Below are 19,677 nucleotides of genomic sequence, written 5' to 3'. Positions count from 1 at the left end.
CATGCACCACGCCGAGCACGTCATGGGCACGGTCGTCAGCATCGACCTGGCCGACAACCTGCCGCAGGCCGACCTGCGCGCGATGATCGACGACGTGTGCGGCTGGCTGCACGAGGTGGACCGGCGCTTCAGCACCTACCGCGACGACAGCGAGGTCTGCCGGTTGCGCCGCCGGGAGATCGAGGTGGCCGACTGCTCGGCGGACCTGCGGCACGTGCTGGAGGCCTGCGCCGACCTGTGGCGCGAGACGGACGGCTACTTCGACGCCTACGCCGCGGGTCCCCTCGACCCGAGCGGATACGTCAAGGGCTGGTCGGTGGAGATCGCCTCCGCGCGCCTGGTCGAGGCGGGCTCGGTCAACCACTGCGTGAACGCCGGCGGGGACATCCGGGCCAGGGGACTCTCCGCCTCGGGGGCGCCGTGGCGCGTCGGCATCCGGCACCCGTGGGAAGCCGACAAACTGAGCTGGGTCCTCGCGGTGAGCGACCAGGCCGTGGCGACCTCCGGCACCTACGAGCGGGGCGACCACGTCGTCAACCCGCGTACCGGGGAGCCGGCGCGAGGCTTGCGCTCGGTGACCGTGGTCGGTCCCGACCTGGCGCTCGCCGACGCCTACGCCACCGCCGCGCTGGCCATGGGCGAGGCGGGGATCGCCTGGCTGGCCAAGCTGGCGGCGGACGGTTACGACTCGGCGCTGGTCACCGACGACGGCCGGGCGTTCAGCTCCGCCGGCCTGCCCGCGGCTGTCTGACGTCATCTGCGCGACCCCATTCCCGCCCTAGAAGTCGGCGAACAGGTACGGCATCCGCTTGGGGAACAGGGCACTCAGCGGCCCGACCGCCGACGCCTCCACCCGTCCGAGCCCCCTGGTCACCACCTCCACCGGGTCGAGAACCCCGTAGGCCAGCGCCGAGATGCCCGCACAGGTCAAGGTCGCCCGGGGCTCGTTCTTGCCCGGCTCCACGGTGAGCCGGCCGCCCTCGCCGGTCAGCTGGTAGCACCCAGCGACGAGGACGTCGTCGACCACCTCGACCGTGACGGCCTCGTTCACCGGCGTGGCCGTGCCGCCGAGGGCCTCCACCGAGAGCAGGCGGGCCATCGGGCCACTCCGGCGCGGCTGCTCGACCCGGCCCTGCGTGAGGACCGGGAAATCGGTGCCCCACAGCTCCGGCACCTCGTCCGTGCCGATGGTGACGATCACCCGCGCCACCTGGTCGACGTGCCGGGCGAAGAACTGCAGGAGCAGCGCCCGGCCCAGCGGACCGGTGGTGAGCAGGTCGTCGGCCACCAGATCACCGCCGAACCGGTCGATGCGGTAGGTCACCGCAGCCACCACCTCGCCGTCGACCCGGGCGACGGCCACCCAGCGCTGATTGTCCCGGAACTCCGCGGTGCGCACCTCGTCGTACACCGAGAAGCCGTGCCGCTCCCCCAGCAGGCGCAGCGTCAGGGCGTTGAAGTCGTCGAAACCCTCCCGCATGGGCAGGCGCTCCACCTCGCCCGGCAGCTCGGCCCCCACGAGGTGCGCGAGGCCGGCCGGGGCGAAGGTGGCCGTGCGGACCCGGGGCAGCCCGACGTAGCCGTGCCGGCCGTAGAAGGAGGGCCGGAACGGGTAGAGGGCGCTGACGGTGCAGCCCTCGTCGCGCATCTGCCGCAGCAGGCGCGTCAGCAGCTCACGGATGAAGCCACGGCGCCGGGCGGACGGGTGCGTCGCGACGGAGGCGACACCGGCCATGTCGTGCACGACCCCGCGCACGTTCTGCCGCATCGGGAAGGCGGCGGCACAGGCGACCGCCCGGCCGTCCTCCTCGGCGACGAGACTCACCGCGGTCTCGTAGTAGCGCATCCGGCGGGCGTAGGTCTCCCGGTCGGCGTCGCCCCAGGGAGAGGGCATGAACGCGTACGTCTGCAGCGGGAACATCGTGTCCGTACGCTCGTCGGCGGTGACCTGTCGGATCTGCATGAGCCCATCCAAGCGGGTACGGGCCGGGCTCGCCCGCCGGAATCCTTACCTGTGGATAACGTGCCGGGACGACGCGCCGGGGACCCCGGTTTGGCATGGCGGCAGCGGACCCGCTAATGTTTCATCCGTCGCCGGGGAACGTGCCGGAGGGACAAGCGGACGTAGCGCAGCTGGTAGCGCATCACCTTGCCAAGGTGAGGGTCGCGGGTTCGAATCCCGTCGTCCGCTCGGAGAGGCCGCCACAGGTTACGTGCGGGGCCAGCTCGGTGGAGTGGCCGAGAGGCGAGGCAACGGCCTGCAAAGCCGTGTACACGGGTTCAAATCCCGTCTCCACCTCGGCAAGCGAACGAGGGCGATTGGCGCAGCGGGAGCGCGCTTCCTTGACACGGAAGAGGTCACTGGTTCGATCCCAGTATCGCCCACCACGCAGAACAGCAGGTCAGCTCGGGTTTCGTCCCACCGGGACGGAGCCCGATTCGCATTTTCCGGACCCGCCGGGGAGACGATCTCGTCACCCGGATGACCAGGAGAAGAGCGCCGCTCCCGGCCCGGACTCAGTCGGTGAACAGCATCGTGTAGACACTCGTGATCAAGCCGTCGGCGACCAGCACCACGTCCGCGCCACGAACCACCGGCGGCTGACCTTCGGGCCCGAAGCCCCACTCCAGGAAGCCCAGGTCGCCGACCACCCGGATCGGCCCGCCGGGCGAGAAGACGAAGCCCGGCGCCTCGTCGAGGATCTTCTGGGCCTTGGTGTCGATCGCCGCGTGACCCACCACGGCCTCGTCCGGGTCAGAGAAGCGGACGTCCGACGCATAGGTCCGCGCCATCGCGGCCCGCCGCCGTTCGCCGTCGCGTTCGTTGAAGACTTCCAGCAGATTCGCCTGCATGAGCTGCTCGATGGTGGTCACGGCGACAACTATATGACACGTCATGTAATCTTGGCCAGGTGGATGAACCCGGCACCCTGAGCCCGGCCGAGCTGCGAGCGTGGCGCGCGCTCATCGAGATCACCCCGCTGCTGCGCCGCCACCTGGACCGTCTGCTGCAGGCTGACTCCGGCTTGTCCGGCACCGACTATCCGGTGCTGGTCGTCCTGCATGAACGAGGCTCCGAGCCGATCCGCTCGACCGAGTTGGCCGAGGTGATCGGCTGGGAGCAGAGCCGGCTGTCCCATCACCTGTCCCGCATGGAGAAGCGCGGCCTGATCCGCCGCTCCCGCCACCGCTCGGACAGCCGGGGCGCCGAGGTGACGCTCACCGAGGAGGGCCGGGCCGGCTTCCTGCTGGCCGCGAGGGGGCACTCGCGGGCGGTACGGGAACACTTCGCCGACGTGCTGACCGCCGCCCAGCTGACGTCCCTGGCCGACATCATGGAAACCCTCAAACGCCACCTGGACGCCGCACCGCCGCCCTGACCGTGGCCGGGAGCCGGGGAGATCGTGTGGAGGTTCGGTGCCGAGCCTTCCGCCGGCGGCGGCCCTGGGCCCAGGGTTTTCGCCATGGACTTCCAGCAGCATCTCCAGGAGTTTGAGGAATCCGCCCGCCACCGTGCCGCCCGGACCGAGCCGCGGCCGCTCGGTGGGCGGCTGCCTCCGGCGGTGATCCGCAGCGTCCAGCGTTTCCAGGCCGGGGAGGACGGCGACGGAACCAGCCTGATCGCGGCGGCGGCGCGGGCCGGCGATCCGATCTATCTGGCCGCGGTACGGCTCTTCGTGGCCGAGGAGCAGAGTCACGCGGTCCGGCTGGCCAACGTGTTGCGCTACGCCGGCGCGGCCCCGATCGGCGGGCACTGGACCGACACCGTCTTCGTTCTGGTACGCCGCGGCGGCGGCCTGCGGCTGGAGTTGTTGACGCTGATGCTGGCCGAAGTGGTGGCGTTGCGCTACTACCGGGCGCTGCGTGACGGTTCCGGCGACGCCTACGTCGCCGATGTGGCCGGCCGGATCCTGGCCGACGAGGAGCGGCACGTGCCGTTCCACCTCGACCGTCTGCGTCAGGGCTTCGCCCCGACCCCGCTCGCCGGCCGGGTCGCGGCGGCGGGCGGTTGGTGGGTGCTGATGACGGGAGCGGTGCTCGTGGTCGCCCTCGATCACGGCAGTGCGCTGCGAGCTCTGGGCGTCACCCGCCGCCGGTTCGTCACCGACGTACGGGGCCTGTTCGGCCCCATGGTCACGGCGGTCTTCCGGTCGGCGGGAAGCTCGATCCTCACTCGCTGAGGCGCCCCGGGCCGCCACGGCGGATACGGCGCCGAGGAGGAACAGGGCGACGAACGAAACGAGCCCAGGACTTCAGAATGCGGCCCCGAGCCGGTGGGGGCCACGGTTCGCGACCCCCACCGGATTCATCCCGCGTCCGCGAAAAGCATCAGCCGGGTGCCCTGACCCGTTCGACAGTTGACCGGCGGCTTGTCCCCGCCCCACCGCAGGGCGGGCGGGGAGTAGTTGGCACAACTCGGTCCGAACCCGCTCGCGGTGCGCGTGCTGCCCCAGCGGCCGGTGACCGGGTTCACCACGACCTGCTCCCCGCGAGCCGTCGTGACCAGGATCAGCCCTCCGGCGTCGGTGGTCACCAACTGGGCGCTCTCGCGGTCGGGCATGGGCGGCAGCGCGCGACGCCCGGACCCGTCCAACTGCTGCACGAACCAGCGGCCGCCCTCCGGCTTGGCGCCCGCGGAAACCGACGAGGCCGACGAGGCCGAGGAGGCCGACGAGGCCGACGACCGGTCAGCGTCCGTCCTGCCGAGGCAGAAGGTGGGAACGCACCGCAGTGACACCGTGTCGGGCAGCGCGGTGATCGTGCGCTGCTCCCCCGTGACGAGGTGGCGCAGCAGGAGCGACACGGTCCCGCTGCTCCGACCGGCTGGTCGACCGGTCAACTCCGCCCAGGCGGTGCCGTGGGTGCCGAGCCGCTGGAACGCCGCCGGCGTGGTCATGCTGCCGTCGGACAGCGAGACCCGGGTGACTCCGCCGGTGCGCGCCGACCAGAACACGGCGTCGTCGGTGGCGTACCAGTCCCGGGCCAGCAGGTAGCTGGTCCGCACCTTGATCACGAGCTGCCGCTCCCCGCCGGTCACCGGCGCGCGGTAGACCGAGAAGAAATCCTCGCCGTGATTGCGGACCTGCCACACCAGCCAGTGCGGCGTGATCAGCACCTCGTTGGCCGGGTCGTTGCCGCCGAACCCGGTGACGAGCACCCGGAACGTCCGGGCGCGCTGGTCGTAGGCGTAGAACGACACCCGGTCCTCGACGAGCAGGTGGTCGGCGTCGAGGCGCCCCACTGTCCGGGCCGGCCGGCCCAACGGGGACGTGACCGGCGGCTCCTCGATGACGGCCTGTGGCCACACCGACGCCATCGGTGGCACTTTGTCGAACGAGGCGGGCAGTTGGAGCCCCGGCTGCCCGACGGTCTGATCCGGTACGGCGCGCCGTACCGGCCATGCGCCGATCGCGGCGCCCAGCGTGACCGCCACGAGGACCACCGCGATCGCCGCCCCGCCGGTCCGGCGGCGACGCCGGCGGCGGTGGTAGCCGGCCTCCACCCGCTCCAGCAGACCAGGCGGCGGCGCCGACGCCGCGCCGGCATAGGTTTCGAGGGCCTCTCGCACATTGACGTCGCTCATCGCAGGGCCTCCGACAGGTCGCTGAACTTCGCGGCCCGCAGCTTGTCCAGGCCCCGTTTGGCCTGGCTGCGGATGGTGGCGCTGGACACCCCGAGCGTCGTGGCGATCTCCTGGTCGGTCAGTCGTTCGTAGAACCGCAGGACGAGCACCGCCCGCTGGCGGGGCGGCAGCGTCGCGAGGGCGGACCACACCTGCTCGGCGTTCCCGGTGATGTCGACCTTGGCGAGATCCGGATCCGGAACGGCGGCGTCGGGAACGGAGGCGGTGAGCCACTCGCGGCGCCGGCGGCGCCAGGCGCTGACGTGCAGGCGGGTCATCGTGGTGCGGACGTACCCGGTGGGATCGTCGCGTCGCACCACCCTCGCCCAGTGACCCCGCAGCCTGATCAGGGCATCCTGGACCAGATCGTCCGCATCGTGGTGGTTGCCGCTGAGGATGTAGCCGTAGCGGTAGAGGGCAGCCGTGCGATGTCGGACGAAGTCCGCGAATGCCTGTTCCTCTGTCATGCGTCCCCCCTTTCGCAGCCTGGACGCACGAGCGGGCGGAAGTGTTGCACGTCCTCGATCGTCAGATCCGGAGCGCTCGCTAGCATCGTCGGATGGCAACGCGGCTCGTACAGATCAACATGAAGGCCCGCGACGACGCCGCGCTGGGCGCGTTCTGGGCGCAGGCGCTCGGCTGGGCCATCTCCAGCGAGGGACCCGGCGTGACCAATCTCGAACCCGAGGACTTCGTCTACCCCGACCCCGCCGCCGTCTGCATCGACCTCGTCGCCTCCCCGGAACCCAAGACGGCGAAGAACCGGGTGCACGTCGACCTGGCCACCGCCTCGTCCGCTCAGCAGGCGGAGCTGGTCGCGCGCCTGCGGGTGCTCGGCGCCACCCCGGTCGACGTGGGTCAGGGCGACGTCTCCTGGACGGTCCTGGCCGACCCGGAGGGCAACGAGTTCTGCGTGCTGGACTGGCACGACCCGACCGGCGACACCGGACCGATCGCCTCGGTCGTGGTCGACTGCGCCGACCCGCACGCCATGGCCCGCTTCTGGGGCGCGGCCACCGACTGGACCCTGCACAAGGTGACCGACGACAGCGCGGTCCTGCGCTCGGCCCGCGGCGTCGGCCCCTATCTGCAGTTCCTCCGCACGCCCGACCGGAAGACCGGATGGAATCGCGTCCATCTCGACGTGCGCCCCTATCCGGGCGACGACCCCGAGGCCGAGGTGGCCCGGCTTCGCGCGCTCGGCGCCACCGTCATCGACCTGGGCGGGAGCGACGTCGCGTGGACGGTGCTGGCCGACCCGGAGGGCAACGAGTTCTGCCTCCTCGCCCCGGGCTGACCGGGCGCCGGGGCCGCGCTCAGGCGAGGAAGCGGGTACGCCGGCGCCGGGTGGCCAGCACGCCCGCCACCCCGGCGCCGAGCACCAGCCCGCCGAGGCCGCCGATCAGCCCGGCCACGGGACCGGTGGCCGCCAGGTCCGTACGGCCCTCGACCACGCGCACCCGGCTCCGGCCGGTGATCGGCGCCAGCCCGTCGGCGGAGAACGTGATGGTCACCGTCCCGGTGTCGCCGGTCCTGGCGGTCCGGGCCGCCCGCACCTCCACGGGCAGGTACTGCTCGATCGTCTCCCCCTCGAACGAGAGCGTCCGCGGGTCCGAGCAGACCACCCGGGCCGGCGACGGCCGGACGCACTCGCCGCCGCCGTCGACCGGGGTGAGCCGGACCCCGGCGACACCGCTCAGGTCGTAGGTGACCGACGCCCCGGTCAGCTTGGTCGGGCCGGTGGACCAGAGGCTGGGTCCCAGCGGATCGACGGCGGCGCCGCCCACCGGCACCTCGATGTCCGGGAAGGCGACCGAGACCGGGTCGCCCCGGTGGATCCCGTCGGCCCGAGCCGGGCCCACCCCGGTGACCAGGAGTACGCCGGCCACCGCCAGCACGCCGGTCAGGCGTCGCGCGTCCAGGTGCCACATAGCCGTTTCCCGCTTTCCTTCAGGATGGTTCAGGGCGCTCGCGCCGCACGGTGAGCCCGGACAATCCAGCACGTCGCGGCCGGAATAGCCCGGCGAATCGCTGGCCCGCGCCCCGATCGGCAGCAACTTTCACGCGGACGTGGCCCCGGCGACCGGCCGTCGCCGCGTTCGGGGCGCTCTCCCGGGCCGGCTCCGGGATACTCTTACGGCATATGGCTACCTTTCGCAGTGCCTCAACACTTCTCGCCGCCGACGGCACCCGGACACCCGGCACCGCCGCGCTCTTCGCCGAGCCCAGCCGCAAGGGCGGGGTTCCGCCGTGGGCGGGCGACTTCCGGCCCGCGAACGGCGCCGGCTACGGCCCCAAGAACGCGGTCGGGAAGACCTTCACCCTGGAGCTGCCCGACGGCAGCACCGGCAAGGTCGTGGTGCAGAGCGTCAAGAGCGGCAAGGGCGGCGTCACGCTGGCGCTGATGGGCGAGGACGCGCCTCCCTTCTGATCGGTACGGCGCGCCGGTCGCCGGCGTGTCGTCGACCCTTATGCCGCCGCTACAGGCCGCCCGCTTCAATGACGGCATGAACGACCACGCACCCCGCCGTACGCGCAGGATCGTGCTGCTGGGCCTGGCGGTCGCCGGCGTGGCCGGTGTCGCGTTCGTCCTGCGGCGGCCGCTGCTGATGGCCGCTCCGACGTGCCTGGCCGGGCGGTGGCACGGCTGCTACGACACGGAGAACGGCGTACTGCTCATGATGCTGGTGGGGCTGCCGGTGGCGGCCCTGCTGGCGTGGGTCCGGGCCCGTTCCCGACCGGCCGTCGGCGGCGCGCCGGCGTGGCGGCTGTCGCTGGCCGAGGTGGGCCTGGTCTACGGGACGGCGCCACTGGTCTGGATCACCCTCATGCCGGGGCCCGGGGCCGGCGCCGTCCCCGGCCGGGTCAGCCTGGTCCCGCTGCGGGACCTGCTCACGATGGGGCCCGTCGGGATCGGCGGCAACCTGCTCATCCTCGCGGCGCTGGGGTTCTTCGCCCCGATCCGGTTCGCGGCGCTGGCGTCCGGGCCGCGGATCCTGGCGCTCGGCGCGGGCTGCTCGGTCCTGATCGAGATCGCACAGTACGTGCTGCGGCTGGACCGGGTGTCGTCCGTGGACGACGTGCTGCTCAACGCCGCCGGCGCCGTGCTGGCCGGGCTGGCCTCGCGCCGCTGGTGGCGCACCGCGGCGGCGGCGCCGTCGGACCGGTCGCGCCTCGCGCGGGCCGGGACGGACTGAGCCGCCCACCACCCCTCCTTTTCAACAGGCAAGCGCTTACCTATGCTGATGCCGACATCGGCACCGGCATGGGGAGTCACCAGATGAAGATCGACGACGGCCTCGCCCCGGCGGACCTGCTACCGAAGATCGAGCGGCTCTGGGCGGCGTCAGCCGCGAAGATCGACTCGATCGAGCGGACCTGCCCGCCCGGCTCGGCCTCCCCGGTCTTCACCGTCGAGGGGCGGTACACGGCCCGCGGCTGGACAGAGTGGACCCAGGGATTCCAGTACGGATCCGCGCTGCTGCAGTTCGACGCCACCGGCGACGCCCGCTTCCTGGAGATCGGCCGGGACGCGACGGTACGCGTGATGGCCGGGCACGTCAGCCACATCGGCGTGCACGACCACGGGTTCAACAACGTCAGCACGTACGGCAACCTGTGGCGGCTCGGCAACGAGGGCCGGATCCCGGACGACGACCGCACCTTCCTCGAACTGGCCCTGAAGATCACCGGCGCGGTGCAGGCCGCCCGCTGGCAGCGGACGGCGGACGGCACCGGCTACATCTACTCCTTCAACGGGCCGCAGTCGCTGTTCGTCGACACGATCCGCTCCTGCCGGGCGCTGGCCGTCTCCCACCGGCTCGGTCACGTGCTGATGGGTGAGCAGGACGCGCGGATCTCGCTGCTCGGCCGGATCATCGAGCACGCCGCGAACACCGCGCGGTGGAACGTCTTCTACGGCACCGGCCGGGACGCGTACGACATCCGCGGCCGCACCGCCCACGAGTCCATCTTCAACGTCAACGACGGCAACTACCGCTGCCCGAGCACCCAGCAGGGCTATTCGCCGTTCACCACCTGGACCCGGGGCCTGGCCTGGGCGATGCTCGGCTACCCGGAGCAGCTCGAGTTCCTGGACACCGTCGCGGACGAGGAGCTGGACCGGCACGGCGGGCGCGCGGCCGTCACCGCCATGATGCTGGACGCGGCCACCGCCACCGCCGACTTCTACCTGGAGCACACGCCGTCCGACGGCATCCCGTACTGGGACACCGGCGCGCCGGGCCTGGCCCACCTGGGTGACCATGCCGGCCGGCCGGCCGACCCGTACAACGCGTACGAGCCGGTGGACTCCTCGGCCGCCGCGATCGGCGCGCAGGGCCTGCTCCGGCTCGGCCGCTATCTGACCGCGGCCGGCCGCGCCGACGACGGCCGCCGCTACTGGCAGGCCGGGCTCACTGTGGCCGGGACGCTGTTCGACGAGCCGTACCTGTCCACCGACCCGGCCCACCAGGGCCTGATCCTGCACTCGGTCTACCACCGGCCGAACGGCTGGGACCACGTGCCGGCCGGGCAGCGGGTGCCGAACGGCGAGTCCAGCATGTGGGGCGACTACCACGCCCGCGAGCTCGCGCTCTACCTGCAGCGGGCGGCCCGCGACGAGCCGTACTACACGTTCTTCGGCCCGGCGGTGGCCGCATGAGCATCGCGATCGTCACCGGCGGCTCCCGCGGGATCGGCCGCGGGATCGTGCTGTCGCTGGCCCGGGCCGGGTACGACGTGGTGGTCAACTACGCCAGCGACGCGGAGGCGGCGAAGGCCGTCGGCGCCGAAGTGGAGGCGCTGGGCCGCAAGGCGCTGCCGGTGCGGGCCGACGTGAGCCGCGCCGAGGACCGCGCGCGGCTGATCGACGCCGCGTACGCCACCTTCGGCCGCCTGGACCTGCTGGTCAGCAACGCCGGCGTGGCCCCGGCCGTGCGGGCCGACCTGCTGGAGGCCGGCGAGGAGTCCTTCGACCGGCTCATCGAGATCAACCTCAAGGGCCCGTACTTCCTCATCCAGCAGGCGGCGAACCGGATGATCGCGCAGGCGGCGTCGGACACCCCGCCGAAGATCGTCATCGTCTCGTCGATCAGCGCCTACACCGCCAGCGTCAACCGGGGCGACTACTGCGTGGCCAAGGCCGGGCTGGCGATGACCACCCAGCTGTACGCGGCCCGCCTGGCCGAGCACGGCATCAACGTGTACGAGATCCGGCCGGGCATCATCGCCACCGACATGACCAGGGGCGTGACCGCCCGGTACGACAAGCTGATCTTCACCGACGGCATCACCCCGATCCGGCGCTGGGGTCAGCCGGACGACGTCGGGCGGGCGGTGGTGGCCGTGGCGACGGATCTGCTGCCGTTCAGCACGGGGCAGGTCATCGATGTGGACGGCGGCTTCCACCTGAGGGTGCTGTGACGGCCGCGGACGAGTGACCAGTTCCACTCCCCCCTTTGACACCGGGGGGCGAAGATGCGCTACGGTGGTCTCGTTGCAGTTTTGATTTCCGTAGACGTTTTCCGGCGCCTGATGGGTTATCCAAAACCCGTCGGGCGCTTTTTCGTTCTGGTGTCGGTTTCGGCGCAGGTTATCAACGCGGCAAGAGTCCGCACAGGGCGGTCTCACAACCTGCGAGGGAGCAGACATGACGACAGGCACCGTGAAGTGGTTCAACGCTGACAAGGGCTTCGGCTTCATCACCCCGGACGACGGTGGCGCGGACGTCTTCGCCCACTTCTCCGCGATCTCGACGAGCGGCTACCGCAGCCTCGACGAGAACCAGAAGGTGGAGTTCGACATCACCCAGGGCCAGAAGGGCCTGCAGGCGGAGAACATTCGCCCGCTCTGATCCACGCTTCCCGAACGGCGGCCCGACTGATTCAGCGGGCCGCCGTTCGGCGTTTCCGGACCCGGCGCGGACGTCACAGGGTGTCGTACAGCGGGCGGACGCGGTCACCGCGGGCGTCGAAACGCTTGAGGGCCCACTCCGCGAGGTCCTTGGTGGCGCTGTCGGGATGGTCGGCCAGCGATTCGAGCATCGGCTTGGACGTACGGTCGCCGGTCTGCGCGGTGACCGCCACCAGGTACGCCGCGCCCCGTGCGACCCGGACCAGCGCGGTGTCGGCGTCCGGCCGGCGCAGCAGGTCCTTCGTCCGGAGCAGCAGGTCGTCGAGGTCCTTGTCGAGCAGGTGGCGCAGGCGCCGGGACTGGGCCTGGGCCCCGACCGCGCCGAAGCAGTCGCCGACGGCGAACAGGGCGTCATGCAGCTCGGAGGCGATGCTGCGGGGAACCGGCGCGCCGTGGGTCAGGCTGGCGTCGAACTGTTTCTTCGCGCGTTTGCAGGCCTTGCCGAGGATCAGTTCGGTGTTGCGTTCCCGGTCCTGCAGGAACGAGATCACGAAGAGGGCCCGGCATTTGAGCCAGGCTTGCGTATTGACGTTGGTCAGCGCCAGGTTCAGCGCGGAGATCACCGGGCCCGTGTACCCGCCGGCCAGGAGCGTGTCCACCGCGTTGCGGCGGTAGACGCCGGCGTTCTGCAGCAGCGCGTGCTCGATCAACCGCTTCGTGGGCTCGAGGATCGGCGTCGGCACCGACGGCGACCGCAGGGCGGCCGCGGCCGCCCGCACGGTGCGCAGGCAGGGGTCCTCGGTCGGCGGCCAGCCCGGTGGCACGGCGTTCTTGCCCTCGATGCTCTGGGCCAGCGTCGTCGCCACCCAGTTGAGTCCGAGCAGGACGTCGCCCGCCTCCGCCTCGGCCTTGAAGTCGTCGATCAGCCCGCGCAGGAACCGCGCCGTTTCGGCCTGATGCCCGGCATCGTCGCCCCTGAGCGCGCGCTGCCACAGCCCGAATGCGGCCGTGCCCCGCTCCCGGACGGTGGCCTCCGTGTTCTTGGAGCGCTCGCGTAGCGCCTGACTGACCCAGTCGTCCTCGCCCGCCGGCGACCAGGCGGCGGGCACGACGATCGCCAGCTCCAGGTCGAGTGACCGGGCCGGGAACAGGCTCCGCGCCCGCCACTCCTCCGCGGCCTCCACCTGGGCCTGGACCCACGGCCGGATGATCGGCGCCGCGTCGGCCTCCGTCTCGTTGAGTCGCACGATCGAGGTCACCGACCGCCACATGCGGAATCCCAGCGGGTGGGTGGAGAGCGCCTGCTCCAGGGTCGGTCCCACCACATCGAACGCGGCCGGCGTGCCGGCGATGCTGCCCAGCATGATGAGCGCGTCGATGTTGTCGGGGGTCGGCGGCGCCGCGCCGATGAGGATCAGGCGCTGCACGATGTCGCTCAGCTCGGCGCTGTTGCGCTCGCACACCTGCTTGGCGTGGTCCGGCACGGCGAGCAGCTTGGCCAGCAGACCGGAGGCCTTCGACAGCCAGTCGAGCTCGTCGCTGGCCTGGCGTCTCAGCACGCGCCGGCGCCAGCGCGGCGGCAGGCGCGCGGTGAGCGCATTGCGCGTGCCGAGCCGGCGCAGGCGCACGGCGAGCGCGGACAGCCCACCGGTCCGGTCGAGGGCCGGCACCAGCGTCATGACCGCCTCGTCGAGGTCGTGCAGGAAGTCGTCCGTCGGGTTCTGCAGGAGTCGCGCGAAGTTGGTCTTGTCGATGCCGAGGTTCTTGCCGACCTTCTCGTGCGTGTAGCCCGTTTCGCTGCGGACGTGCTCGAGCTGGGCCGCCGCCGCGTAGTGCAGTAGTTGATCAGAACGGCGCATGTCATCGATCGCGACCTTCACGGGCATTGTCCAGGCATAGCGGCCTGGTTACCCGTGGTCAAGGGAGAGTTACAAGATCTGGCACAGCCAGTTTTGCCGCGGATGAAAGCGTGTTGCAGGTGGCGTCCACAGGAGTTGCGGCTCGGAGTGAGGGGTGTTGCCGGTTCGGCGCGGCCCGGTTGCCCACTCCCGGCGATGACGTTCCAAGATGGGCTCTGACCTGCGGAAACGTAAGATCGTCGGCTTGACCGGGCCGAGCGCCGCCGCCACGCTGAGAGGCGAGAACGGCAAGAGAAAACCGGGGTCGGCATGCGGGCCGGCCCCGGTTTCAGATCGGCAGCCGAGGCTTGGAGGCGTCAACATGCCGAAGTCAAAGAATACGCCACGTGGGCACGCACGTCACCGCCTGACGATTCTGCAGATCTACGTGGCCACGGGCGGGTGCTGGATCGTGGCCGGGGTCGTCCGGCCGGGCAACGGCCACGTCGTGTGGGGCTCGCTGGGCGCGGGCATGCTGATCGCGTACGGCAGCGTGGCGGTCTCCCGGATGATCGGCCGGGGCAGCGAGGTCTCGCACCTGCGGGCCCTGGTCTCGAACGCCCCGACCTTCTTCGGGCTGTGCGCCATGGCGTTCAGCACCCAGGTCGCCACGTTCGACGGCGCCGCGGTCGGCAACGTCACCGTCGACCGGGCGCCCGAGAAGGCGATCATCACCGCGATCCTGATCGCCGCCTTCGTGGTCGAGCAGCTGATGCCTTACCTGCGCGAGGCGGTACGGGCGCTGCGCCGGAAGGTCCGGATGTTCGTGCGGGACGTGGTCGCCGAGGCGTTGCGCGAGAACCACAAGACCACGTAGCCCCGCGAGCGGCGAGGAGAGAGGGCATGGCGCCGTGCGCCATGCCCTCTCTCCTTGTGCGCCGGCGGCGGATCCGGCAGCGGTACCCTCGGCCGGTGTTCTCACCGCGAGGCCCCTCCCTGCGCGAGCTGTGCGTCCAGGCTCTGTCCTCGGTCGAGCGCGGCTACGACTCCCTGGCGCCCAAGTTCGACCACACGCCCTTCCGCACCCCGGAGAGCATTCTCGCGGCGACCGCCGAGGCGCTGCCCGCGGCCGGGCCGTTCGGCGAGGGGCTGGACGTGTGCTGCGGCACGGGCGCCGGCCTGACCGTGCTCCGGGATCTGTGCCGGGGACCGATCACGGGCGTCGACTTCAGCGCGGGCATGCTCGCGCAGGCGCGGCGCGCGTGTCCGGAGGCCACTCTGGTCCGCGCCGACGTCCGAGCCCTTCCGTTCGCGGCGGCCTTCGATCTCGCGGTCTCGTTCGGGGCGCTCGGGCACTTCCTGCCCGGCGAACGACCCGCGCTGTTCGAAGGGGTGCACCGTGCGCTGCGTCCCGGGGGGCTCTTCGCTCTCGCGATGGGTGCGCCCTCGCCGCCGGGGTCGGTCGCCCACCTGGCCGAGCTCGGGTTCGATGTGGTCATGCGGGTCCGCAACGCCGTGTGGCGGCCGCCCTTCGTCATGTACTACCGCACCACCCCGATGTCCGCGGTGCGGCACGACCTGGCCGCCGCCGGCTTCACCGTGGAGCCGGTCGCGCTGACCACGCTGGGCCGGCGCCGGGACGGCAGCCCGCGATGCTGGCTGTTCCTCGCCCGCAAGGCGCCCGATCCCCGCTGATCCCTGGTTTCCGTCAGGTCGACGCCGCTCAGCGGCGGCGCCCCGCCGCCAGGGCGACGAGGAACTGGCCGCCGCCGGGTTCGACGCTCGCCGTCACCGGCAGCCCCGGCGCCAGCCGGGAGAACCGGTCGACCAGCCAGTCCGCCGCCTCCTGGGCGTCCTTGCGGCTCGGGCACCGGGCCACCAGCTCGCGGCCGCCCTTGCGTTCGAGGCGCTCGGCCACGGTGATCAGCGGCGCCGGCTCCACCACGTGCAGCCGGTCCGGCCAGGCGATGACCACCTTGACCGCGCCCTTGCGGGTGTTGCAGGCGCGGTGCGCGAGCCGCTCGGTGATCTTGGCCTTCCGGTCGGCGGTACGGCTGTCCACGCTGGGACCGCGAGGATCGTTCACCGACATGTCGGCATCGACCGGCTCGTCGCACACCCAGCAGCGCCAGCCGTCCCGCTTCGCCACGTCATCAAGCAGACTCATCCGAGCAACCTAGCCCGCCGGCCGGGGCGCGTCCGGCGGGGCTGCCCCACCCGCGTCGCTCCGGTATCGTCGCCTCCTCATCGAAGATCGACGGGGGAAGATGAGAATGGCCGTGCGGTATCGCCGTGGCTCGATCGCGCTCGTCGCCGTGCTGGCCCTGACCGGGGCCGGGGTGGGGGCCGTCCGCGCGGGGACGCCCGACTCGCGGGCGGCCCGGTGGAACGAGTCGGCCACGCCTCGGCCGTCCGCCGTTCCGGAGCTGCCCGCCGCCGGGAAGCCGCGGACGGCAACCGCGCGGAAGAACCCCGCGCCGGCGCGCAAGCCGTCGGTCACCCGCGCCCGGGCGGTTCAGGAGGCGCGGGTGGCGGTCCGCCGCAACGGCGCGGCCGTACGGTCCGCCCCGGGCGAGGGGTACCGGGTGGTGGACGCCGTGGTGGACGCGGCCGGGACCCGGCACGTCCGGTTCCAGCGCACCCACCGGGGGCTCGCGGTGCTCGGCGGCGACTTCGTGGTCCACTCGACGGCGACCGGCCGGTTCGCGGGCGCGACCGTGGCGCAGCAGCACGTCATCGACGTCCCGGGGGTCGCGAAGGTCGGCCGCGCGCGGGCCGTCGCGGCGGCCGAGCGGTTCGCCGGGCGGCGCGGCGCCGGCCGCGTGCGGCAGGTGGTCGACGCCTTCGCCGGCGAGCCCGTACGAGCCTGGGAGGTGACCGTCGGCGCGCAGGTGGTCATCGTCGACGCGACGACCGGGGCGGTGCGGCGCGCGTACGACGAGGTGCACACCGCCGAGGCGGGCACCGGGCACGGGCAGCTGGTCGGTGACGTCCCGCTGGGTACGACGCGCCGGGCCGACGGCACGTACGCGCTGGTCGACCCGGACCGGGGTGGCAACACCGTCCGCGACGCCCTGAACAACGGCTACCTGTTCAAGCCGGACAAGTTCGCCGAGTTCGGCGACGCGGACGACGTGTGGGGCGACGGCACCCGCGCCGACCGCGCCACCGCCGCCGTCGACGTGCACTACGGCATGGCCCGGACCTGGGACTACCTGCGGTCGGCGTTCGGCCGCTCGGGACTGCACGACGACGGCCGGGGCGTGGCCGCGTACGTGCACCACGACGTCGACGAGGCCAACGCCTCCTGGAGCAGCTCCTGCGAGTGCATGTTCTTCGGTGACGGGGCGCCCACCGGCCAGCCGTTCACGTCGCTGGACGTGGTGGCCCACGAGCTGGCGCACGGCCTGAACTCCGCCACCGCGGACCTGGTGAACGCCGGCGAGTCCGGGGCGCTGAACGAGGCCGACAGCGACATCTTCGGCACGCTGGTCGAGTTCTCGGCGCACAACGCGGCCGACCCGCCGGACTACCTGATCGGCGAGAAGACCGAGATCCGCACGCCGGCCCTGCGCCGGATGGACGAGCCCAGCCGCGACGGCAAGTCGGTCTCCTGCTGGAGCCCGGCGGCCAAGGACCTCGACGAGCACTACGCCTCCGGGATCGGCAACAAGTTCTTCTACACGCTGGCCGTGGGCAGCGGCGCGTCGCAGTGGGGAGACAGCCCGCCGTGCGGCGGCGCCCCGCCGGTCGCCGGCATCGGCAACGACCGCGCCGCGCAGATCTGGTACCGGGCGCTCACGGTCTACATGGTGTCGAACACCAACTACGCCGGCGCGCGGGACGCTACCGGGCGGGCGGCCGCCGACCTGTACGGCCCGGACAGCGTCGAGCGGCGCACCGTCGACGCCGCCTGGCTCGCCGTCGGGGTGGACGGCTCCGATCCGGCCTACGGGGCGCCGGACCTCGCGTACTTCGCCGACTCCTCGCCCAGCCCGCGCGTCGGGGAGGCCGTCCGTATCCAGGTCAGCGCCCGCGAGCCGCAGGGCCAGCCGGTGACCTTCAGCGCCGTCAACCTGCCGCCCGGCGTGTCGATCGACGCCGCCGGCCTGATCACGGGCACGCCCACGGTCCGGGGCGACTACCGCAGCGACATCATCGCGAGCGACCCGGACGGCAACACCGACCGGGAACTGATGTGGTGGACGGTCAAGGGGCCGCCCGTCGTCCAGTCGGTCCCCCCGGCGGTCACCATGCAGCTCGGCGCCGGCGCCTACGGCTCCTTCACCACGACGTTCGCCGACACCCCCGACGACCGCGCCGACCCCGCCGACTCGTTCGAGGTGACCGCGACGGGCGTGCCCGAGGGCCTCACCCTCACGGTGCGCCGACCGGGCTCGGGCATCTACAACGCCCTGGTCAGCGGGGTGCCCACGACCGCCGGGTCGGGCACCACCGTGCTGACGGCCACCGACGCCGACGGCGACCGGGTGACGGCCTCGGTGCCGTGGCAGGTGCTGCCGGCCCGGCGACCGGGTCTGCCGCTCGGCGTGTCGGTCACCGGCGGCAACGGCACCGCGCTGCTGCAGTGGGCCAAGCCCAGCTACACCTTCGGCGACGTGCTGGTCACGGGCTACGTCGTGCGGGTCTCCCCCGGCGTCGAGACGACGCTGGCCGCCTCCGCCCGGTCGCTCACGCTGACCGGCCTGGACACCCGCCGGGCGTACACCGTCGGGTTGCGCGCGACCAGCGCGATCGGCGACGGCGCGGAGAAGACGGTCACGCTGAGCCCGACCGCCCTCCCGCTGACCGTGACGCCCGCGGCGTTCGGCTACGGCAAGTCGGCCACGCTCACCGGCCAGGTTCTCCGCGGCCGCGCCGCGATCGCCGGGACCACGGCGACGCTGGAACAACGAGCGGCCGGGCGCACGGCCTGGAGCCGGATCACGACGGTGCGGACCGACGCGAAGGGGGCCTGGCGGGCCACGGTCAAGCCGTCGGGCACGACCGCGTACCGGATCCGGTACGCCGGATCGTCCGGCGCGTGGGCGGCGACCTCGGCGACGCCGTCGGCCACCGTGCGCTACACGGTCACGATCAAGGCGAGCACGACCAGGCCCAAGGCCGGCAAGAAGATCAGGATCACGGGTACGGCGAAGCCCGGGCGCGCCGGCGTCAAGATCACGCTGCAGCGCAAGGTGGGCTCCCGGTGGCTGACCGTCACGTCCACGAAGACGGCGGCGAGCGGGGCGTACTCGTTCTCCCGGTCCTTCGGGCGCGGCGCCTGGACGCTGCGGGTGTCGGTGGCCGGCGGTACCACCAACGCCGGCGTGACCAGCTCGAGGGTCAAGCTGACGGTCAAGTGAGGCGCCCGGCGGTAACCGGTGGCCGGTCGCGGCCGATCCGCGGCGCAGGCCCTACGATCGTCCCCGTGGCCCCGGCTCCGCCGCGGGCCCGGCCACGACGTCGACGGAGCCGCACTCCGGCTCGGACGCGGCTCACCGGTGGAAGGACAGCGTGATGCGGGTCTTACTGGTCGCACCCCCCGGGGCAGGCAAGGGCACCCAGGGCGCGCTGATCGCCACGCACTTCGGCATCCCGCACATCGCCACCGGCGACCTGCTGCGCGACCACGTGGCCCGCCGCACCGAGCTGGGCCGCGCCGTCCAGGACCGCCTCGACCGCGGTGAGCTGGTGCCCGACGAGATCGTGCTCGACATGGTCCGCACCGCGTTCATCGAGGCCAGGCACAGCGGCGGCGGCTACGTCCTGGACGGCATGCCCCGCAACATGAAGCAGGCCCGCTCGCTGTACGAGATCGGCCTGAGCCTGGACATGACCGCGAACGTCGCCCTGCACCTGAAGGCGGACGACGACGAGCTGACCCGCCGGCTGCTGGCCCGGGCGGCGCTGGAACGCCGCTCGGACGACACCGAGGAGATCATCCGCCGGCGGCTCGCCCTCTACCACGAGGTGACCCACCCCATCGTCGACTGGTACGCCGAGCGCGGCATCCTGGTCTCGGTGGACGCGGTCCGGCCGGTGGAGCGGGTCGCCCGGCAGATCCTGACCGCCCTGGAAGCGATGCGCCCGCTGATCGACCACGTCCCCGAGCACGCCCGCCGATCGGTGGACCTGACCGGCCTCGGCGCGGCCTTCGGTCAGGACCCGGCGGACGCGCCCTGAGACACCTCGGCCCGGCGGCTGTGGATCACTGACCGTCGGAGCCCGGCGTGGCGTCGGCGGTCACGCTCGGAGCGGTGAGCGTGCTCTTGGTACGCCGCGACGACCGAGGGGTCGCGGAGTCGCCCGGCCCGGCCTTGGCCGCCTTGGCGGCCTTGGGGGCGACCGACGCGGGCGTCG

The 19,677-nt window shown here is 72.3% G+C and carries 20 protein-coding genes and 3 tRNA genes; 16 read left to right on the top strand and 7 right to left on the bottom strand.

All coding sequences use genetic code 11. From position 1 onward, the window contains the following. Position 1 precedes the first annotated feature (1 nt). Positions 2–751 carry an FAD:protein FMN transferase gene (locus tag Ani05nite_RS06460; RefSeq protein WP_239129390.1) on the top strand — a complete coding sequence of 250 codons (750 nt, stop codon included), beginning with the start codon at positions 2–4 and terminating at the stop codon, positions 749–751. Positions 752–778: 27 nt separating this feature from the next. Here Ani05nite_RS06460 and Ani05nite_RS06455 read toward each other — a convergent pair whose 3' ends face one another. Continuing rightward, positions 779–1,963, bottom strand: coding sequence for a GNAT family N-acetyltransferase (locus tag Ani05nite_RS06455; protein WP_203765984.1), 1,185 nt, complete (start codon positions 1,961–1,963; stop codon positions 779–781). Positions 1,964–2,118: 155 nt separating this feature from the next. Here Ani05nite_RS06455 and Ani05nite_RS06450 point away from each other — a divergent pair. From Ani05nite_RS06450 to Ani05nite_RS06440, 3 genes are all read left to right on the top strand, one after another. Then, positions 2,119–2,191 (top strand) — tRNA-Gly (locus tag Ani05nite_RS06450). Positions 2,192–2,228: 37 nt separating this feature from the next. After that, positions 2,229–2,299: transfer RNA gene (locus Ani05nite_RS06445), tRNA-Cys, on the top strand. A 14-nt stretch (positions 2,300–2,313) separates the two neighbouring features. Next, positions 2,314–2,388 (top strand) — tRNA-Val (locus Ani05nite_RS06440). A gap of 129 nt (positions 2,389–2,517) precedes the next feature. Here the strand turns inward: Ani05nite_RS06440 and Ani05nite_RS06435 are convergent. Beyond that, positions 2,518–2,874, bottom strand: coding sequence for a nuclear transport factor 2 family protein (locus Ani05nite_RS06435; protein ID WP_203765982.1), 357 nt, complete (start codon positions 2,872–2,874; stop codon positions 2,518–2,520). 38 nt (positions 2,875–2,912) lie between these two features. Here Ani05nite_RS06435 and Ani05nite_RS06430 point away from each other — a divergent pair, with 38 nt between their 5' ends. Together Ani05nite_RS06430 and Ani05nite_RS06425 are read left to right on the top strand one after the other, a co-directional pair. Further along, a complete protein-coding gene (locus tag Ani05nite_RS06430; protein ID WP_203765980.1) occupies positions 2,913–3,380 on the top strand; it encodes a MarR family winged helix-turn-helix transcriptional regulator in 468 nt (155 codons plus the stop codon). Positions 3,381–3,464: 84 nt separating this feature from the next. Beyond that, the gene (locus Ani05nite_RS06425) at positions 3,465–4,181 is read left to right on the top strand and encodes a ferritin-like domain-containing protein (RefSeq protein WP_203765978.1); all 717 of its coding nucleotides are present in this window, start codon (positions 3,465–3,467) and stop codon (positions 4,179–4,181) included. A 125-nt stretch (positions 4,182–4,306) separates the two neighbouring features. On the opposite strand, the gene Ani05nite_RS06420 is transcribed toward Ani05nite_RS06425, so the two are convergent. Both Ani05nite_RS06420 and Ani05nite_RS06415 read right to left on the bottom strand, forming a co-directional pair. Next, complete coding sequence (locus Ani05nite_RS06420) at positions 4,307–5,584, bottom strand: hypothetical protein (RefSeq protein ID WP_203765976.1); 1,278 nt, start codon at positions 5,582–5,584, stop codon at positions 4,307–4,309. Next, positions 5,581–6,090 carry a SigE family RNA polymerase sigma factor gene (locus tag Ani05nite_RS06415; RefSeq protein ID WP_203765974.1) on the bottom strand — a complete coding sequence of 170 codons (510 nt, stop codon included), beginning with the start codon at positions 6,088–6,090 and terminating at the stop codon, positions 5,581–5,583. Before Ani05nite_RS06415 ends, Ani05nite_RS06420 begins: the two co-directional genes overlap by 4 nt. A 92-nt stretch (positions 6,091–6,182) precedes the next feature. Between Ani05nite_RS06415 and Ani05nite_RS06410 the strand changes: the two genes are divergently transcribed. Then, positions 6,183–6,920 (top strand): VOC family protein, encoded by a 738-nt coding sequence (locus Ani05nite_RS06410; protein ID WP_203765972.1) that lies wholly within the window; start codon positions 6,183–6,185, stop codon positions 6,918–6,920. A gap of 19 nt (positions 6,921–6,939) precedes the next feature. Here the strand turns inward: Ani05nite_RS06410 and Ani05nite_RS06405 are convergent, their stop codons facing one another. Beyond that, positions 6,940–7,554, bottom strand: a complete 615-nt coding sequence (locus Ani05nite_RS06405) for a hypothetical protein (RefSeq protein ID WP_203765970.1) — start codon at positions 7,552–7,554, stop codon at positions 6,940–6,942. Between the two features lie 212 nt (positions 7,555–7,766). Here Ani05nite_RS06405 and Ani05nite_RS06400 point away from each other — a divergent pair, with 212 nt between their 5' ends. The 5 genes from Ani05nite_RS06400 (at position 7,767) to Ani05nite_RS06380 (ending at position 11,477) form a co-directional block, all read left to right on the top strand. Next, complete coding sequence (locus Ani05nite_RS06400; RefSeq protein WP_203765968.1) at positions 7,767–8,054, top strand: hypothetical protein; 288 nt, start codon at positions 7,767–7,769, stop codon at positions 8,052–8,054. Between the two features lie 76 nt (positions 8,055–8,130). Then, positions 8,131–8,820, top strand: a complete 690-nt coding sequence (locus Ani05nite_RS06395) for a VanZ family protein (RefSeq protein ID WP_239129389.1) — start codon at positions 8,131–8,133, stop codon at positions 8,818–8,820. 83 nt (positions 8,821–8,903) lie between these two features. Beyond that, the gene (locus Ani05nite_RS06390) at positions 8,904–10,286 is read left to right on the top strand and encodes a glycoside hydrolase family 88 protein (protein ID WP_203765966.1); all 1,383 of its coding nucleotides are present in this window, start codon (positions 8,904–8,906) and stop codon (positions 10,284–10,286) included. Beyond that, positions 10,283–11,047, top strand: coding sequence for a 3-ketoacyl-ACP reductase (locus Ani05nite_RS06385; RefSeq protein ID WP_203765965.1), 765 nt, complete (start codon positions 10,283–10,285; stop codon positions 11,045–11,047). The genes Ani05nite_RS06390 and Ani05nite_RS06385 overlap by 4 nt, the downstream gene beginning before the upstream one ends. A 226-nt stretch (positions 11,048–11,273) precedes the next feature. Then, the gene (locus tag Ani05nite_RS06380; protein WP_203765964.1) at positions 11,274–11,477 is read left to right on the top strand and encodes a cold-shock protein; all 204 of its coding nucleotides are present in this window, start codon (positions 11,274–11,276) and stop codon (positions 11,475–11,477) included. 73 nt (positions 11,478–11,550) lie between these two features. On the opposite strand, the gene Ani05nite_RS06375 is transcribed toward Ani05nite_RS06380, so the two are convergent. Continuing rightward, positions 11,551–13,335, bottom strand: coding sequence for a hypothetical protein (locus tag Ani05nite_RS06375; protein ID WP_203765963.1), 1,785 nt, complete (start codon positions 13,333–13,335; stop codon positions 11,551–11,553). 451 nt (positions 13,336–13,786) lie between these two features. Between Ani05nite_RS06375 and Ani05nite_RS06370 the strand changes: the two genes are divergently transcribed. After that, a complete protein-coding gene (locus tag Ani05nite_RS06370; RefSeq protein ID WP_203765962.1) occupies positions 13,787–14,191 on the top strand; it encodes a hypothetical protein in 405 nt (134 codons plus the stop codon). Between the two features lie 95 nt (positions 14,192–14,286). Beyond that, positions 14,287–15,009 (top strand): class I SAM-dependent DNA methyltransferase, encoded by a 723-nt coding sequence (locus Ani05nite_RS06365; RefSeq protein WP_203765961.1) that lies wholly within the window; start codon positions 14,287–14,289, stop codon positions 15,007–15,009. 28 nt (positions 15,010–15,037) lie between these two features. Here Ani05nite_RS06365 and Ani05nite_RS06360 read toward each other — a convergent pair whose 3' ends face one another. Next, on the bottom strand, positions 15,038–15,481 hold the full coding sequence (locus Ani05nite_RS06360) for a hypothetical protein (RefSeq protein WP_203765960.1): 444 nt from the start codon (positions 15,479–15,481) through the stop codon (positions 15,038–15,040). A 112-nt stretch (positions 15,482–15,593) separates the two neighbouring features. On the opposite strand from Ani05nite_RS06360, the gene Ani05nite_RS06355 reads away from it, so the two are divergent. Together Ani05nite_RS06355 and Ani05nite_RS06350 are read left to right on the top strand one after the other, a co-directional pair. Next, positions 15,594–18,680, top strand: a complete 3,087-nt coding sequence (locus tag Ani05nite_RS06355) for a M4 family metallopeptidase (RefSeq protein WP_203765959.1) — start codon at positions 15,594–15,596, stop codon at positions 18,678–18,680. A gap of 154 nt (positions 18,681–18,834) precedes the next feature. After that, positions 18,835–19,500: an adenylate kinase gene (locus Ani05nite_RS06350; RefSeq protein ID WP_203765958.1), complete on the top strand. Its 666-nt coding sequence runs from the start codon at positions 18,835–18,837 to the stop codon at positions 19,498–19,500. The last annotated feature ends 177 nt before the right edge of the window (positions 19,501–19,677 follow it).

The sequence above is a fragment of the Actinoplanes nipponensis genome (assembly GCF_016862275.1).
Lineage (GTDB): Bacteria > Actinomycetota > Actinomycetes > Mycobacteriales > Micromonosporaceae > Actinoplanes > Actinoplanes nipponensis.
The sequence above is the reverse complement of the archived record's forward strand: the minus strand, read 5'-3'. Positions and strand labels throughout refer to the sequence as shown.

Excerpts from the sequence above, each read along its gene's own strand:
- Ani05nite_RS06360 (WP_203765960.1), bottom strand. The coding sequence starts at position 15,481 with ATGAGTCTGCTTGATGACGTGGCGAAGCGGGACGGCTGGCGCTGCTGG.
- Ani05nite_RS06375 (WP_203765963.1), bottom strand. The coding sequence starts at position 13,335 with ATGCGCCGTTCTGATCAACTACTGCACTACGCGGCGGCGGCCCAGCTC.
- Ani05nite_RS06410 (WP_203765972.1), top strand. The coding sequence starts at position 6,183 with ATGGCAACGCGGCTCGTACAGATCAACATGAAGGCCCGCGACGACGCC.
- Ani05nite_RS06390 (WP_203765966.1), top strand. The coding sequence starts at position 8,904 with ATGAAGATCGACGACGGCCTCGCCCCGGCGGACCTGCTACCGAAGATC.
- Ani05nite_RS06425 (WP_203765978.1), top strand. The coding sequence starts at position 3,465 with ATGGACTTCCAGCAGCATCTCCAGGAGTTTGAGGAATCCGCCCGCCAC.
- Ani05nite_RS06400 (WP_203765968.1), top strand. The coding sequence starts at position 7,767 with ATGGCTACCTTTCGCAGTGCCTCAACACTTCTCGCCGCCGACGGCACC.
- Ani05nite_RS06460 (WP_239129390.1), top strand. The coding sequence starts at position 2 with ATGCACCACGCCGAGCACGTCATGGGCACGGTCGTCAGCATCGACCTG.
- Ani05nite_RS06455 (WP_203765984.1), bottom strand. The coding sequence starts at position 1,963 with ATGCAGATCCGACAGGTCACCGCCGACGAGCGTACGGACACGATGTTC.
- Ani05nite_RS06350 (WP_203765958.1), top strand. The coding sequence starts at position 18,835 with ATGCGGGTCTTACTGGTCGCACCCCCCGGGGCAGGCAAGGGCACCCAG.
- Ani05nite_RS06415 (WP_203765974.1), bottom strand. The coding sequence starts at position 6,090 with ATGACAGAGGAACAGGCATTCGCGGACTTCGTCCGACATCGCACGGCT.
- Ani05nite_RS06395 (WP_239129389.1), top strand. The coding sequence starts at position 8,131 with ATGAACGACCACGCACCCCGCCGTACGCGCAGGATCGTGCTGCTGGGC.
- Ani05nite_RS06380 (WP_203765964.1), top strand. The coding sequence starts at position 11,274 with ATGACGACAGGCACCGTGAAGTGGTTCAACGCTGACAAGGGCTTCGGC.
- Ani05nite_RS06420 (WP_203765976.1), bottom strand. The coding sequence starts at position 5,584 with ATGAGCGACGTCAATGTGCGAGAGGCCCTCGAAACCTATGCCGGCGCG.
- Ani05nite_RS06405 (WP_203765970.1), bottom strand. The coding sequence starts at position 7,554 with ATGTGGCACCTGGACGCGCGACGCCTGACCGGCGTGCTGGCGGTGGCC.
- Ani05nite_RS06385 (WP_203765965.1), top strand. The coding sequence starts at position 10,283 with ATGAGCATCGCGATCGTCACCGGCGGCTCCCGCGGGATCGGCCGCGGG.